Source organism: Blautia sp. aa_0143, assembly GCF_004167315.1.
Lineage (GTDB): Bacteria > Bacillota > Clostridia > Lachnospirales > Lachnospiraceae > Blautia_A > Blautia_A fusiformis.
The window spans coordinates 1-16460 of sequence record NZ_RCXU01000046.1; the positions used below are offsets into that span (position 1 = coordinate 1).

Sequence of the window (16460 nt, forward strand, 5' to 3'; positions counted from 1 at the left end):
GTGGTAACACATGGAGCTGACTGTTACTAATCGGGTGAGGGCTTGACCAAGAAACGCAGGTTAAGAATTGATTCAAAGAGTTTGATTAACGATCAACAAGCATGTATGTAGTTTTTAAGGTACAAACCTTAAAATGGCCCAGTGGCTCAGTTGGTTAGAGCGCCGCCCTGTCACGGCGGAGGTCGAGAGTTCGAGTCTCTTCTGGGTCGTTACAGCTTAGCTGTAACGAATTAAATATGGGATCTTAGCTCAGCTGGGAGAGCATCTGCCTTACAAGCAGAGGGTCATAGGTTCGAGCCCTATAGGTCCCATGTTACAAAAGAATATGGCGAGATAGCTCAGTTGGCTAGAGCACACGGTTCATACCCGTGGTGTCGAGGGTTCGAATCCCCCTCTCGCTATTTATATGGGATCTTAGCTCAGCTGGGAGAGCATCTGCCTTACAAGCAGAGGGTCATAGGTTCGAGCCCTATAGGTCCCATAGATTATGGATGGATTCCCGAGTGGCCAAAGGGGGCAGACTGTAAATCTGTTGGCACCGCCTTCGAAGGTTCGAATCCTTCTCCATCCACTTAAATGCCGATGTGGCTCAATTGGCAGAGCAGCTGATTTGTAATCAGCAGGTTATCGGTTCGAGTCCGATCATCGGCTTTTAACATTTAATAACGCGGGGTGGAGCAGTCTGGAAGCTCGTCGGGCTCATAACCCGAAGGTCATAGGTTCAAATCCTGTCCCCGCTACTTATGCCCAGATAGCTCAGTTGGTAGAGCAGAGGACTGAAAATCCTCGTGTCGCTGGTTCGATTCCGGCTCTGGGCATGTTTTAATGTAAAACATACGAACGGCTGGTTAGAAAAAGCCTGAGTATTAATTAATTTAATATGGGGTATTAGCTCAGTCGGTAGAGCACTTGACTTTTAATCAAGTTGTCCGGGGTTCGAATCCCCGATGCCTCACTTTTTAAGTGGATCAGATAAATTCCCATTTATTGCTCAAGGCAGTAGGTGGGAATTTTGTTTTATATCTGTGCGAGTATAGTATAAAGGAAGACGGTTACGTTGTGATTCAGCGTAACCGCCTTTTTTATATCATAGAAAATTACGTACTGACGAACGAATCAGCAGAGCCATCGAGTAGGATTTCAATGGTAGGAGTATGTCAATGCGATAAAAAAATATTATGGACATTTTCGACAAAAAATGTTCACTTTGCGACAAATTTGACAAAGTTCAAGAGATAAAAATGTTATATAATTAGAGCATAGCTGTACAGTATTAAGACTTTATCATAAGAATGAGCAGGAAATCTGTTATGAGCAGGATTACTAGGAAGACAATAGAGATGGTCATAGAATAGATATTCTGGATCTGGTTTGGATTCTGCGGATCACATTTAATCTGAACATGCTTTCCGGGGGCTTTGCCGAGGCGTAAAAACTCGATTCGGTCAGCTGTGTAGTTTTGTTCCTTGTAGGTGTAAGAGTACTTCACATAGTTATGATAATTGGAACTATGAGGCTTGTTAGGATTATTTGAGCGGCTGACAGATGATATAACAGCATCTACAGGTACGTAATCATGATATTTTATGGCGGAACAGATAGTTATTGCCAGAAAAAAAACAGTTCCGATTACGCAGCAGCCCAGAATAACCGGTAAAATTTGGCGTGCTTTTGGATTTACGGTGACATTCATGATTTTTCTCCTTTCTTGGTTGATAGTCTGATAATTTACGGGGGATTAATTATAAATGATTTCGAATGATCTCGAAAATTTATAATTGGTGAACATTATAGCATAGTACAGCAGAAGGGAAAAGTGCTTATGAAGAGAAAAAGTGCATCAAAAAAATTGCTGCCGCTGATGCTGATCCTGATGTTGATCTTAGGAATCAGCATGCCAGCAAATGCAGCTGCAAATCCCAGACTGAACAGTACAAAAAAGGTTTTGTACGTGGGAAAAACATCACAGTTAAAGGTTGTAAACTGGAAGAAAGCCGTGAAATGGTCTTCTTCCAATAATAAAGTTGTAAAGGTTTCGTCAAAGGGAAAGATAACGGCTGTGAAGACCGGAACCGCAACAGTAAAGGCCAGAATTGCCAAAAAGACATTAACCTGTAAGGTTACAGTAAAAAGCCCGGGAATGTCAGTGAAAAAAGCCGTATTGTATGTAAAGGGAAAAAGTCTGCAGTTAAAAGTAAACGGTGTTTCGGGAAAGACGGTATGGAGTTCTGCCAATAAAAAAATCGTTAAAGTCAGCTCTAAGGGAAAAATAACAGCAGTAAAAACCGGAACAACCGTGGTTAAAGCTAAAATAGGAAAAAAAGTATATACCTGTAAGGTTACGGTAAAAAATCCTTATCTGTCTGCAAAGAGCTTAAAATTTGTATGGGGAACAGCGAATACATCCAGGAAACTTTCGATAAAGGGTGATGTGATCAAAACTGCCTCAAGTTCAAATACAAAGGTTGCCAAGGTAAAAAAAGATGGTACGGTTTCTGTAACAGGAACAGGAACATGTACAGTAACCTTTAAAGATTCTAAGAAGAGAACATATCGATGTAAGATAACAGTTGTGAAACCAACACTGAAAAATCAAAAAGCTACTCTGGAAGAAGGGGAAAGTATCCAGCTTGGTTTTAAGGAAAAAGGTGTTAAAGTAAGCTGGTCATCTGCTGATCAGAAAATTGCAACAGTAACAAAAACAGGTGTTGTCCAGGCAGTCGGAGAGGGAAATACATCGATCGTTGCCAAAGTAAAAGGAATAAAAATCTTTGCAAGGATTTTTGTTACGAAAAAATACGTGCAGGATTCCGGACATGAATACACCAGAGGTGAATGGGTAAAACTTCTTCTGGATAAAGTTGGCTGCAAGTATGAAGAGCAGTTTGACAGCAAAAATTATTATTATGCTGATACCAGAGAAAATGAAAATGGAATCGCAGCAGAAATTGCAAAAACTATGGGAATCATTCCCGATGAAACCGATGAGCAGGATGTTCCATATTTTTATCCTGATGAATATGCAACAAGAGAGTTTGCCGCATATACAGCAGTAATGCTTATGGGATATGAAACTACGGATGAAGAACCGACATGTGCAGATGCGGCTCAGATCAGGTATAAAAATGTTGTAGCTATTGCACTGAAAAAGAATATGCTGTCTCTGAATGGAGATACCTTTGAACCGGAGAAGGCAATTAACGGAAATGATGCAGCTCAGATCTTAAAAGCTATCGACCAGATCACTGAGGACTCAGTAATCGATGAGAATTATGACAGCAAGGTCACCTATGCAACAAATGTAGTTGAAGTCAAAGATACTTCCAAAAATATATACAATGTTGTCCAGAACAGTGACGGAACTTATACGATCACAGTAAAAGATGGAAATGCTTATAAAAATCTGGAAACCGGAAAGGTTGTACTGTTTTCTGCAAAGGAAATGGGAACAGATACAGATATTGCATTAAAAGTCCAGAATATCACAAAGGACGGACAGGGACGTCTGATCATTAAGGCCGGCAAACCGGATGATATTTCAGAGGTTTACAAATCAATTGATTTTGAAGGTGCAGGAATTGCAGATCCGGAAAATATGCAGGTAACTGCAGAGGGCGTTCAATATGAGTATATTCCGGAAAATTCAAGTGAGGTGCCGGCAGGAGGACTTACTCTCGGCGGAAGTATTCCAGTTCCAGGTAAATTGAAATTTGATCTTAATCATAAATTTAATGATAAGGTGAAGCTGTCCGGTTCTGTTGCTGTTACGATTCCGGATGTAAGCTGTAAGCTGGATGCCGGATTTAGCTGGGGAAAGATAGAGGTAAGGCATTTTATTGCGTCAGTTACAGGAAAAGCTGATTTCGAAGGCGGACTTTATATAAGTGGCGTGAATTCAGAGCAGCAGATCAAACATGCAAGTGGAACTATGGAAACAGTCAGCGATGTACTTGAACTGGGACGAGTTCCTATAAAGCTTGGTACAACTGGTCTTTCTGCAGATCTGGTGGTTTCTCTGTTTTATGATGTGTCCGGGCAGTTTGTTGTGAAATATTCCGTTGAAGCAACTGGCGGATATGAATTCAAAGATGGAAATGGAAGATTTATCCATGATTTCAGTCAGACTTTGACACCGGTCACAATAGAAGGATCTGCGAAATGCGGTCTTCAGTTTGGATTAAATCTGACTGCATTGGAGACATGGGATCTGGCAGGAATTGATATTAAGGTAGGACCTGCGGCAAAGGCAAGCGTATCCTATACAGTTCGTGATGCCGGAAATGTGCTTTGTTCTGATGTAAGAACCTATATTTACGCAGCGGGTGAGTTGAATCCGGATACGGTGGTCGGAAAGTTCCTGAAAACGGTATGGCATTATACGTTGTCCAAGGATTTTCTGTCTGATGATGACGATAATCCACTAAAATTGAAGGTTCATTTTGAAAATGGAACACTGGTAGATAAATGTACAGTCGGAGCCGGAAGCATTGAGGGAAGCGTTTTGGATTCAAACAGCAAAGCTCCTGTAAAAAATGCCAGCGTGGAAGCATATTCCGGAACAGTCAAGGTTGAAAAAACTTTCACGAAAGAAGATGGAACTTATTCATTTAATGATCTTGATGAAGGAACCTACAAAATTGTTGTCACAGCAACCGGTTACCAGAAATATGAGAGCAGTTCCATGGAAGTATCAGCGAACCAGATCACATACGCAGAATCTTTCCTGATGGTATCCAGAGCAGAAGCCGGAGATGGTGAGCTGAGTGGAAGATTTATTCATTCCATGACCGGTGGAAATATAGAAAATGTAACTTATGAATTACGTAAGGGCTGGGATAATGTGATCGGAGAGACTGTGAAAGAAGGCGTATCAGCAGATGGAACCTATACGTTGACCGTGCCAGCCGGAAACTATACGCTGAATGCAAGCAATGAAGATTTTGTTTCTGCCCATATCAATGTTGTAGTTCAGGCAAATGCATGCAGTGAACGTGATGTAACAATGTCACCGACCAATATCAGTGCAGGAGATGAGGGACTTCTTCAGATCGTGCTTACATGGGGAGAAACTCCGCGAGACCTGGATTCTCATCTGCTGGGACCTACTGATGAAAACGGAGATGACTACTTCCATGTATACTACAGGGATAAAAATGCATATTCAGAGGATGGAGATGTAATAGCAAATCTGGATCTGGATGATACAAGCAGCTATGGACCGGAAACAACAACCATATACAAAGGCTTCACCGGAAGAAAATATAGCTTTTATGTATACGATTATACAAACGGTGAAGATGATGCGAGTACAGAATTATCTGCTTCGTCAGCCAAAGTAACCGTTTACCGGGGTGGAAAACAGATCTACCAGGCAAATGTACCGGTTAACAGGGAAGGATACCTGTGGCATGTATTTGACTATGATGTGCAGTCAAACAAGCTTATGCCAGTCAATACCTTTGTATATGATTATGAAGTGCCGGAAGCAAATGCAATGGAAGATAATTCAGGCATTATTTCAGAAACAGAAGCCCTTGAGATCATCCGAAACAGTGAAAAGAAAGCTGAAGAAGAGAGCAGCGAGGAACTCAATATGAGTTCTGAAGAAGGAAAGACGGACGATAATACTGAGGAAGAGATATTTGATGATTCCAGTGAAGAGCCGGAGATATCAGAAAGTGGTGATACGGCTGAAGTAATTGAGTTTCCGAAGGACTCTGAAACGGAAGAAGAAAATGACGGAACAGAAATAACAGAAGAGGATAGTGAGAGTGCGGAGGAGCTGCCGGTGGAAGATATTTATGAGGGATCAGAGGAGTTAGGTCTGGCAGGATAAAAATGTACTGTGATCGAACAGATCTCGCTGTTTGTGGCAGTACGCATATTCGGGCCCCATATGCCGGCACCGGAGGTAACGATGTTGTGCATAGTCCCCTTTTTCAGGTAGCCGCAGGAATTTTCCCAGACCAGGCCGGTGATGATGTTCAGAGGGAACAGCTGGCCGTCATGAGTATGGCCGCAGAGATCAAGGTCTGCGCCTGCGGCTGCCACTTCATCCAGCTGACCGGGCTGATGATCCATAAAAATAATCGGGAGTGTTTTGTCAAGGTAGGCTGTAAGCTGGTCAGGATCCTTACGGGTGTCGGACATTTTTCGGCAGCGTGAAGGATCCTTACGGCCTGTCAGATAAAACCGTTTATCTATGAGGACGGTTTCGTCATCGAGAAGCCGGATGTTGGCAGATTCCAGAAAATTCCGCATTCTGGGATCATCATAATCTTTTTTTGCATTGCGGAAGGTAAAACCGGCCAGAATCGGTTCGCTGAGATCATGGTTGCCCCAACAGGCATAAACGCCGTATCTGGATTTCAGCGAACGGAGAATGGCCGCTGTTTTTTTCGGGTTTTTGATCCCTTCATATTCGTTATCAAAAATATCGCCGGCAATACAGATCAGATCCGGATCTTCGGCGTTGATCTTTTTTACAAGAAGCCCGGCATGTTTTTCTCCGATACTGTAACCGAAATGAATGTCTGCGAGCAGGACGATCTTCAGGGAGTCCATTCCCTTCACCTGCTTGTCTATTTTCACATCATAAGTTTTTGTCTTAATATTCCACTGATTAAAAATCCCATAGAGACTGACACCAATGATCAGAAGGGTGCAGACAGCGCCTGTGACTACGAAGGCTTTCCGGGAATACATCCAGGCCGGATGAAGCGTATGCTTCAGGATCAGTCTGCAGAGATCTGTAGTTACGATTACGATCAGGATGTAAAGAAATGTTCCCTGAAAATAATTTGCCGTATTTTTCAGGAAGCGATGGAGCGCAGGGGGCTTCCGGATGAGAAAACAGGTCAGAAGAGAAGTGGACAGAAAAATATAAACACCTGCAAAGCATGCCCGGAACGCAAAGGTCTGGAAAAAATGAGTGCAGGCACCCATCCACAAAATCATCCAACGGACGATATAAATATTAATGAGAATATATAATGGTGCGAGAAAGATGGCAAGCATGGTGTGTGATACCTCCATTCGTGGCAAGCAATAAGCGGTGAGCAGGACTGATCGCTGCAGATACTTTTTGGATTGATACATAGCATTTCCATAAATTACTGCAGCATGTTCGGAATAACTTTTTTTGATGCATTGATTCATAGAACTGCTATAGTATACAGCAAATAATAATTTTTGGCAAAAGAACATATATTAGGAAAAAGAACGCTTATGGTGCTTTTTATGAAAAAATATGCGCTTCTTCGATATTGTCTGGTGTTTTTAGCAATTGTTCTTCCTTATTTTTCGGCGGCAACCATTAATGGACCGGAGAGGGTCCTGGCAGAGAGGGTGCCGGATATGGAAGAATATCTCCCGGTCATTGTTTTTTCGCAGATTTCCCCGGATATGAAAAAAGAAACCATAAAGGCGCAGACTGTGATCGCACGGTCGAATATTCAAAGGTGGCTGGGCGAGGGGAAAAATCTGGCAGAGATCCTGAGGAAAAACGGAAGTACAGAGGAAGTCTGGAGATATTTTTTTGCAGAAAAAAGGCAGATCTATGAGCAGGCAGCAAAAGAGACGGATGGACAGGTACTTACATATGAAGGAAAAGTGAGGCTGACTCCCTGGCATAAGAGAAGCGCAGGGAAAACCCGCAGCGGGGAAGAAGTTTTTCATGATGAGGCGTATACATATCTGAAATCGGCAGATAGCAGCGAGGACAAAAAATCTCCGGATCATAAAAAAATCGTGGAAATTCCTGCGGGGCAGCTTTCCGGGGAGCTGAAGATCAAAAAACGGGACAGTGCCGGTTATGTGACAGAGCTTACGATTGGGGAAACACTTCTGGAGGGAGAAAGCTTTGCAGCGGGAATGGGACTGGAATCCGCGAATTTCAGTTTGAAGAAAAAGGATGATATTTATTATCTGCGAGTGCGTGGCAGCGGTCATGGTGTGGGATTTTCCCAGTTTGGTGGAAATGAGATGGCAAAAAACGGAAGCAGTGCGGAGGAGATCCTGGAAAAATATTTTCCGGAGATGGAGCTGAAAGCTGAGGATTAAAGAAAGTCAGGCATCCGAAGCAACGTCTGATAAAAAAATATTCAAAAAATGAATAGACAGCCATATTCTGGACACTCTATAGATATAGAAATGGTGACCGAAACGGCAGCTTTACTGCTTTTTCTGTTACTGAAAATGAACATATCAGACAGAGGTGGAAAGAATATGAAAAGTAAAATTGTGAGAGGTATTATCAACGGAGGTGTTCTGGCAGCAGTGGCGGCACTTGGGATTACTGTTTATCAGCTTGGAACAAAGCCCATCGCAGAAAATCCCCAGGAGGAAAATTCTGTACAGGTAGAAGAGACCGGGCTGGAAGAGGAGCTTTCGGACGGGGAAAACGCAGAGGATGCGGCAGCTGCCGGAGATGGCTGGCAGGATGTAGCACAGGATGAGATCTCTGATGGAGAAACCGGAGATGAAGCAGGTCTGTCAGGAGCTTCAGAAGCCGGAGCAGATGGAGTGACAGGAAGCATCCGTGAGACTGCAGGAAGTGGTACAGCCGAAAATGCAGCGGCAGATGCAGATAATGGAAGTGGTACGGATGATAGGAGCGTGTCTGCGGCGGCAGGTGCAGACAGAAGCCGCACAGATGGCACTGGAAATACAGCAGATAATGCCGGAAATACATCGGCAGAGGGAGCGGTGAATAACGGAGCTGGAGCTTCCACAGATACCGCAGAGACCTCAGCTGTCGGAATTGCGGCACAGGCTTTGGATTTTACGGAGGATTCTATTATGGAATGGCCGGTCAGAGGAACGGTTCTTGTGGATTACAATATGGATGAAACCGTATATTATCCGACTTTGGATCAGTATCGTGTGAGCTCTGCCATTGCTTTGCAGGCAGTGGAGGATGCGCCGGTGTATGCGGCGGCTGATGGTCAGGTGCTTTCTGTTGTACAGGATGCCTGCACGGGAACGACTGTGACTATGGAGCTGGGAAATGGTTATCAGGCAGTATATGGGCAGCTGAAGGACCTTACTGTGGCAGAAGGTGACACAGTAAAGGAGGGTGAAGTGATCGGAAATATCAGTGCACCTACCAAATATTATTCTGTAGAAGGCCCGAATCTTTATTTTGCAATGAAAAAGGATGGCGTGCCGGTAGATCCGTTTGAATATCTGGAATGACAGGGAAAACCGAAAAACAGATATGCCGGGGAGATTTTTGGAAACAGAGTATGGAGGATACGGGATGGGAGGTATATGCATCCCGTATCCTCTGCGTTGTGAAGCGTATTAGTGAGAACGGAGTGAACAGTAATAAAAATTTCCATTTACATAGGAAAAGAATCTTTTTTACCGGAAAGAAACCGTGTATAATCTATATTATAAATATGCATACAAGGACAGATATAACAGGACAAAAGAAGAGGTACATAAGTTATGAACATTAATGAAATAGCCAGGCTTGCCGGAGTTTCCAGAGCTACGGTATCCAGATATCTGAATAATGGATATGTCAGCAGTGAAAAAAAGGAAGTCATCCGCAGGGTGATCCAGGAGACAGGATATCAGCCATCCTCCCAGGCACAGACACTGCGGACAAAAAAAACCAGTCTCATCGGTGTCATCCTTCCAAAGATCAATTCAGATACCATAAGCCGTGAGGTGACAGGGATCAGTGATATTCTTACACGGAGAGGATATCAGCTTATTCTGGCCAATACCAATAATGATGTGGAAGAAGAGCTGAAATACCTTTCTCTGTTTAAAGAACGTCAGGTGGACGGAGTGGTTTTTATTGCTACCATGTTTACCAGAAAGCATAAACAGATGCTGAAGGATTATAAGGTACCGATCGTGATCCTGGGACAGCATCTGGACGGATATCCATGTATTTATCAGGATGATCATAAAGCAGCTTTTCAGGTCACGGAGAAGCTGGCGGAGAAGGGGAAAAAGTTTGCCTATATCGGCGTTACAGATAAGGACGAGGCAGTTGGTGCCTGCAGGAAAAAGGGTTTTATGGATGCTATCCATAAAGCTAAGCTGGAGGTCGTGCCGGAGAGGATGAAGATCGGAAGCTTTACCATGGATTCCGGGTATGAGATGGCGAAGGAGCTTTTTGAGGAGGAGCCTTCCATAGATTCTCTTGTGTGTGCTACGGATACTATGGCGGTGGGAGCCATGACTTATTTGAAGGAGATCGGGCTTCGCATTCCCGAGGATGTTCAGATCGCAGGGATTGGGGATGGAGTTCCGGGTAAGATCGTGGAACCGAAGCTGACAACGGTACATTTTTATTATAAGACCAGCGGAATGGAGGCAGCAGCCATGCTGGCTGATCTTATTGAGAACGATACCGGGATCAGCAAGGAAATAAAAATGGGATGTGAGCTTGTGGAACGGGAATCTCACAGGTAACAGAGAATATCCTCGCAGACAGAGGAAGAAATTATAAGCTATTGTGGAACAGGAGCAGATCTTTTGGGAGAAAAAGACCTGCTTCTTTTTGTGTGGTGCTGTGTTATGGCTGAGCAAACACAGAAAAATGCCAGATTTTTTCTGCGATGTCCTGACTGGTTTGTCTGTCTTGCATCTGTTCTTATGGAATATGTACAATTTTGACCGAAGAAATTTGTGCGATGTTGCGGATTTACAAATAATAATGCAGTAGTTATAATACAAGTAAGATATGAGAACGATTCCACATAAGAACACAAGCAACAACATAAAACAAACCATTGAAAAGTGCTAAAATCATCAAAAAACTTAAAAAAATGGAAAGATTACCGTTCCTTGTATGAATAGATATATGAAATCAATCTCATAAATAAATGAAAAACAATGGATCAGAGATAATAAATCCCGGGAAGCTGAAGAAAGAACAGACAGATCTGATCCGAAGAAAGGGAAAGCAGAAAGAGATGACTGTCCGGGAACAGTAGCAGAAAAGGAGGAAGGACATGGATTACAGAAAGACAGCACAGGAAATCTATGATCATGTAGGAAAGAAAGAAAACATCATTTCCGCGGCGCACTGTGCAACAAGGCTTCGTCTGGTCATTGCGGATAATGACAAGGCGGATAAGGAATATGTAGAGAACATCGACGGTGTGAAGGGCGTGTTTTTCGCACAGGGACAGATGCAGATCATCCTGGGAACAGGAGTTGTAAACAAGGTTTATGATGAATTTATCCAGATCGCCGGAATATCAGAGAGTAGTAAGGATGAGCTTAAGAAGGTGGCAGCATCCAAGGCTAATCCGATACAGAGACTGATCAAGACACTGGGAGATATTTTTGTCCCGATCATCCCAGCTATCGTAGCCAGCGGATTTTTGATGGGAATCATGGAAGCCCTGAACTTCATGGTAAACAACGGCTTCCTGAATATTAACACCAATGGTTCCATTTATGTATTTGCACAGCTTTTCAGTAACACAGCGTATACATTTCTGCCGATCCTTATCGCTTACAGTGGTGCGAAGGTATTCGGTGCCAACCCTTATCTGGGTGCGGTTATCGGTATGATCATGATCCATCCAAATCTGCAGAATGCCTGGACTGTTGCAACAGAGGGTGTGCAGGCAACGCAGAAGGTATGGTTTGGACTTTACTCCATTGACATGGTGGGATATCAGGGACATGTGATCCCGGTTATCATTGCAGTATGGGTACTGGCACAGATCGAGAAAAGACTTCATAAGATCGTACCTGCAATGTTCGATCTTTTTGTAACACCACTTGTCAGTGTTTTTGTAACCGGTTATCTTACACTTTCCATTATCGGACCGATCTTCGTAGCTGTTGAGAACGGACTTCTGGATGGGATCCAGTGGCTGATCGCACTGCCATTTGGAATCGGAAGCTTTATCATGGGTGCCTTTTATGCACCGACTGTTGTTGCCGGTGTTCATCACATGTACACTATCATTGACCTTGGACAGCTGGCCAAATTCGGCGTTACCTACTGGCTGCCACTTGCATCTGCAGCTAACATTGCACAGGGTGGTGCAGCTCTTGCTGTAGGCCTGAAATCCAGAAATCAGAAGATCAAATCCATGGCTGTTCCTTCTGCCTTAAGCGCATGCATGGGAATCACAGAGCCGGCAATCTTCGGTGTAAATCTTCGCTTTGGAAAGCCGTTTATCATGGGCTGCCTGGGTGGTGCATGCGGAGCACTTTTTGCCTCCATCACCAGTCTTGGTGCTACAGGAACAGGCGTTACCGGTATCTTCGGAATCCTGCTGTGCCTGAATAATCCAGTTGGTTATATCCTGATGTTTGCCATCGCATTTGGTGTGGCTTTTGTGCTTACCTGGATGTTCGGATATAAGGATGAGGTACAGGAAACAGCTGAAAAAAATATTGAAGCAGAGAAAAAATCAGATGCTCCGGCAGAAATTGCCCAGGAGAAAACTTCAGAGACAGGTGCACAGACCCTCTACAGCCCGCTTGAGGGAACTGCGATCCCGCTTTCAGAAGTAAAGGATGCAACCTTTGCATCCGAAGTCCTTGGAAAGGGCATGGCAGTGATTCCGTCCAAAGGTGAAGTAAAAGCACCCTGTGATGCTACGGTTTCTACAATTTTTGACACAAAGCATGCCATCGGGCTTGCGACAGAAAGTGGTCTGGAGCTGCTGATCCATATCGGCGTTGACACCGTTGAGCTTGGCGGTAAATTCTACACAGCTCATGTAAAGGACGGTGACGTGGTCAAAAAAGGCCAGACACTGATCACCTTTGATATGGATGCTATTAAGGCAGCCGGCTATGATGTGACCACACCGCTGATCGTAACCAATACCGATGATTATGAAGAAGTAAAAATGCTTGCAGAAGGAACAGTAAATAATGGTTCTGAAGTACTGGAGGTAAAATAAAATGAGTTCTCTGACCAAGGTACTTGCAGAGGAAGTGCGAAAAATCGAGGAAACGGCAGCAGTTGCCAGGACGATGCAGACAAACCGTCTGACCCATCATCTGATGCCGCCTGTGGGATGGCTCAATGACCCGAACGGATTATGCTGGTACAAGGGAAGATATCATGTGTTTTTCCAGTATTCTCCGTTTGAGGCCAACGGTGGACTGAAATTCTGGGGGCATTACTCCAGTGAAGATATGATCAGCTGGAGATATGAAGGGGTTCCGCTTCTGCCGGACAGCATTTATGACTGTCATGGTGTTTACTCAGGCTCTGCCATTGCGGAGAAAGATAAGCTTCATCTTTTCTACACAGGAAACATCAAGATGGATGGAGATTATGATTATATCAATAACGGAAGGCAGTCCAGCACTCTTCATGTGGAGAGTGCGGACGGCCTTCATTTCGGAACAAAGGAGGTTGCAGTTTCCTGCGAGGATTATCCGGAGAATTACACCTGCCACATCCGTGACCCGAAGGTCTGGAAGGAGGGGGAAGAGTACCGGATGATCCTTGGCGGCCGTCAGAAAAGCGACCAGGGCGCCGTACTTTTTTACAGATCCGAAGATCTGAAGAACTGGAAATTTGACAGTGAGCTTACTACAGAAAAGGCATTCGGATACATGTGGGAGTGCCCGGATTTTTTCACTCTTGAGGGACAGGAGGTGCTTTCTGTATCTCCCCAGGGACTGACCAGAGAAGAGTTCCGTTTTCAGAACATCTATCAGTCCGGATACTTTATCCTGAAGGATGGAAAGCCGGAGGAAAAAGCTTTCCGGGAATGGGACCACGGCTTTGATTTCTATGCACCCCAGACATTCCAGGATGGAAAGGGCAGACGGATCCTGATCGGCTGGATGGGAATGCCGGATGCAGATGAGGAGTATGTGAATCCTACAGCAGAGAGCGAAGGCTGGCAGCATTGCCTGACTGTTCCAAGGGAAGTTACGTATAAAAACGGAATGCTTTATCAGTATCCGGTGGAAGAACTGAACGAGCTGAGAAAGACTGGCGTTTCTGTCAGCGGTTCCAGTGCGGAGATTCCGGTGAATGGACCGTTTGATCTGGATGTTCAGGTAAAAGGTGAGCAGGGTAAAGTGAGCCTTGGAGAAAATCTCTTCCTGGAATATCAGGACGGAGATATGATCTTAACTCTCTCCGAGAAGGCCGGTGCCGGACGTAAAGTACGTAAGGCGCATGTTCCGTCCGGTGTGATCGAAAGCATCAGAGTTCTTGCGGATACTACAGCTGTGGAAATCTATGTGAATGGCGGAGAGGTTGTTTTTGCCACCAGATATTATCCGGAAACGCAGGAGCAGGCTGTGAAGGTGGAGGCTGTGGAGTGTGATGGGAAGATTTATGTGCTGAAGAATTATGTGATGGAGTAGGCTGGGCTTATTGATCGTGAAATACAGCAAGATCAGAATACGAATACCTATAGAGCAGCTATGCAGTGAATTCCATATTCACAGAAATAAGAAATGACCGTATAATAAAGCAGGTGGGAAAATCCGCAGCCGGAATCCCGACCTGCTTTATCTTTGTTATAAGTGAAATACATGAATTGTGCCGGCTGCTTGAGTATAGAAGGATGGCTGCTGAAGAAATGTTGGTGGCTGTCTTTACATAGAAAGAATGCGGCCGACTGGATGTTTGTTTTACAGGAGAGGAAATATCACGGAAGACAGATCACACTGTCCAGAAAAGTGTTCAGATATTTGTTTTACAGGAAGGCAAATATCAGGGTTGATGTTACTGAAGATGTACTGGCATTTGGCATTGTATTGCATAAATTTTTTACAGAAGAGGAGACTGCTATGAACTATACATACATCGTGCAGTGTGCAGACGGCACGCTCTACACCGGCTGGACAAACTGCCTTGCCAGGCGGATGAAAGCCCATAATGAAGGCAAAGCAGGCGCCAAATATACCCGGGCCAAAAGGCCGGTGAAGCTGGTGTATTACGAAGGCTTTGCCACAAAGGAGGAGGCCATGAGCCGGGAGTACCGGATTAAGCAGCTGACCAGGGAGAAGAAGCTGGAGTTGATGAGGTTTTGAATTTTGATAAACATTTTGATATTTCAAAAGGCTTCAAATGTGTGGAGCATTATGCAGCGGAACTGAAAGATAAGGATATGTATGTTCTGCTGAATCTTATTGGTATCTCAGCATAACAACTGAATCAAAGGTATCTCCATTGTCGATCCACTGACAGCTACCATCATTTTTTGCACAGATATCTTCAATTATGGACAGACCGAATCCATGGTTGGGGATATCTTTTTTTGATGTTTTGTGGTTGAATGGTTGTGCCGGATCTTTGCTGTTTTTCATGTGGACAGTAAGAAAACCGGCGGACATTTTTGATGTTACAGAGATAAACGGTGCTTCAGAACCGGAAGCGTTGCAGCTTTCTATTCCATTATCCAGCAGGTTGAAAAATATACTGCTCAGTTCCGAAGAGGGAATATTGGATTTCTCCGGAAGAAGAACCTCGTAGGTAACTTTGATATTTTTCTGCATGGCAAGAAATCTTTTGTCCGCAAGGATGGCGTTGATCAGGCTGTCCTGACAGATGGGATGGAAACGTTCTCTCTGAAAATCATCGGTTATGGCAGGCAGGTAGTCCTGGATCTTATCATATTCGTTCGTTTTCAGGTAATTCTGAAGTGTCTCAAGTTTCCGGATGGTAGACTGCTGGAATTCTAGAGTCTCCTGCTTTCTGTAAACAAACAGCTGCTCCTGTTCTTTCTGTAACTGTTCCTGCTTCTGAAGAGCCTGAAATTTTGCCTCTTCCTGAGCATTTTTGAGCGATCGTCTGGCAAGAAGGTAGATCCTGCGGTAAGTGAGGGCCAGAAAAAAGAGAAGCATTATCTGGCAAAACAGAGCATATTCCTGTAGCAGAGCTCCCAGGAAAAGAGATGCCTGAACACAGAAAAGTTCTATAAAAAGAATAGTAAAGCCTCGTTTCATAAAGTCCTCTTTTCCGGCGGAAGTTCTGAAAGAATTGTTTCTAGATATACATCTGCCTCAAGATATTTTTGGGTGCGGATCAGATAATTCAGTGAAAAGAGATGGTTTTCCATATCGTGATTCCATTTTCGCACAGATTGATATTCTTGTTCCATTTCGGTTGTATATTCTAGCTGTTTCTGAAGAAAACTCATCTGCTGAACCAACAGTTCGTGTCTTTTTTCTCTGAGAGAAATGTTGTGAAAAGCCCTGGCTATGATCAGACAGCAGAGAAGATTGAGAAACCAGTACAATACGATCAGCCATTTTAACAAATGTAGCAAGAATTCTCCCACCTCTTCAGGTGGTGAGATGAATTGCACATCTGAGCATATCTGCTCAAAAAAATCTCTATAGTATAAAAGAAACACTTGTTCTCTCTTCCCTGATGTAGTATACTGAAAAGAACAATTAGTTCATAAATACATATCCGTCGATATAAGAAAAAGGATGATAAATATAATGGAGTTAGACCATGAAAGATGCATTCTGGGGTCAGATCTTCGGTCTGC

At 43.9% G+C, this 16460-nt stretch carries 11 protein-coding genes and 9 tRNA genes; 16 read left to right on the forward strand and 4 right to left on the reverse strand.

Going from position 1 to position 16460, the window contains the following annotated elements; all coding sequences use genetic code 11:
- Positions 1-135: 135 nt before the first annotated feature.
- The 9 genes from EAI83_RS16030 (at position 136) to EAI83_RS16070 (ending at position 955) form a co-directional block, all read left to right on the forward strand.
- Positions 136-209: transfer RNA gene (locus EAI83_RS16030), tRNA-Asp, on the forward strand.
- A gap of 29 nt (positions 210-238) precedes the next feature.
- Positions 239-311: transfer RNA gene (locus EAI83_RS16035), tRNA-Val, on the forward strand.
- A gap of 16 nt (positions 312-327) precedes the next feature.
- Positions 328-401, forward strand: a tRNA-Met gene (locus tag EAI83_RS16040).
- A gap of 7 nt (positions 402-408) precedes the next feature.
- Positions 409-481 (forward strand) — tRNA-Val (locus EAI83_RS16045).
- A gap of 8 nt (positions 482-489) precedes the next feature.
- Positions 490-571 (forward strand) — tRNA-Tyr (locus tag EAI83_RS16050).
- A gap of 7 nt (positions 572-578) precedes the next feature.
- A tRNA-Thr gene (locus tag EAI83_RS16055) sits at positions 579-651 on the forward strand.
- A gap of 15 nt (positions 652-666) precedes the next feature.
- Positions 667-740, forward strand: a tRNA-Met gene (locus tag EAI83_RS16060).
- A gap of 5 nt (positions 741-745) precedes the next feature.
- Positions 746-818: transfer RNA gene (locus EAI83_RS16065), tRNA-Phe, on the forward strand.
- A 64-nt stretch (positions 819-882) separates the two neighbouring features.
- Positions 883-955, forward strand: a tRNA-Lys gene (locus EAI83_RS16070).
- 318 nt (positions 956-1273) lie between these two features.
- Here the strand turns inward: EAI83_RS16070 and EAI83_RS16075 are convergent.
- Positions 1274-1693 (reverse strand): DUF3592 domain-containing protein, encoded by a 420-nt coding sequence (locus EAI83_RS16075; protein WP_022426144.1) that lies wholly within the window; start codon positions 1691-1693, stop codon positions 1274-1276.
- Between the two features lie 129 nt (positions 1694-1822).
- Here EAI83_RS16075 and EAI83_RS16080 point away from each other — a divergent pair, with 129 nt between their 5' ends.
- Complete coding sequence (locus EAI83_RS16080) at positions 1823-5836, forward strand: carboxypeptidase regulatory-like domain-containing protein (RefSeq protein ID WP_022426143.1); 4014 nt, start codon at positions 1823-1825, stop codon at positions 5834-5836.
- Here the strand turns inward: EAI83_RS16080 and EAI83_RS16085 are convergent.
- On the reverse strand, positions 5800-6945 hold the full coding sequence (locus tag EAI83_RS16085) for a metallophosphoesterase (protein WP_330383073.1): 1146 nt from the start codon (positions 6943-6945) through the stop codon (positions 5800-5802). The genes EAI83_RS16080 and EAI83_RS16085 overlap by 37 nt on opposite strands.
- Before the next feature lie 294 nt (positions 6946-7239).
- Here EAI83_RS16085 and EAI83_RS16090 point away from each other — a divergent pair, with 294 nt between their 5' ends.
- From EAI83_RS16090 to EAI83_RS16115, 6 genes are all read left to right on the forward strand, one after another.
- Positions 7240-8061, forward strand: coding sequence for a SpoIID/LytB domain-containing protein (locus EAI83_RS16090; RefSeq protein WP_193758457.1), 822 nt, complete (start codon positions 7240-7242; stop codon positions 8059-8061).
- A 165-nt stretch (positions 8062-8226) separates the two neighbouring features.
- On the forward strand, positions 8227-9195 hold the full coding sequence (locus EAI83_RS16095) for a M23 family metallopeptidase (protein WP_084449199.1): 969 nt from the start codon (positions 8227-8229) through the stop codon (positions 9193-9195).
- 255 nt (positions 9196-9450) lie between these two features.
- Positions 9451-10431: a LacI family DNA-binding transcriptional regulator gene (locus tag EAI83_RS16100; RefSeq protein ID WP_021652887.1), complete on the forward strand. Its 981-nt coding sequence runs from the start codon at positions 9451-9453 to the stop codon at positions 10429-10431.
- Positions 10432-10973: 542 nt separating this feature from the next.
- Positions 10974-12893 (forward strand): PTS beta-glucoside transporter subunit IIBCA, encoded by a 1920-nt coding sequence (locus EAI83_RS16105; protein WP_129976134.1) that lies wholly within the window; start codon positions 10974-10976, stop codon positions 12891-12893.
- A gap of 1 nt (position 12894) precedes the next feature.
- Positions 12895-14322: a glycoside hydrolase family 32 protein gene (locus EAI83_RS16110; RefSeq protein WP_129976136.1), complete on the forward strand. Its 1428-nt coding sequence runs from the start codon at positions 12895-12897 to the stop codon at positions 14320-14322.
- A gap of 429 nt (positions 14323-14751) precedes the next feature.
- Positions 14752-14994, forward strand: a complete 243-nt coding sequence (locus EAI83_RS16115) for a GIY-YIG nuclease family protein (RefSeq protein ID WP_118626573.1) — start codon at positions 14752-14754, stop codon at positions 14992-14994.
- A gap of 96 nt (positions 14995-15090) precedes the next feature.
- Here the strand turns inward: EAI83_RS16115 and EAI83_RS16120 are convergent, their stop codons facing one another.
- The gene (locus EAI83_RS16120; protein ID WP_110103158.1) at positions 15091-15909 is read right to left on the reverse strand and encodes an ATP-binding protein; all 819 of its coding nucleotides are present in this window, start codon (positions 15907-15909) and stop codon (positions 15091-15093) included.
- Complete coding sequence (locus EAI83_RS16125) at positions 15906-16232, reverse strand: hypothetical protein (protein WP_129976138.1); 327 nt, start codon at positions 16230-16232, stop codon at positions 15906-15908. The genes EAI83_RS16120 and EAI83_RS16125 overlap by 4 nt, the downstream gene beginning before the upstream one ends.
- Positions 16233-16460 lie beyond the last annotated feature (228 nt).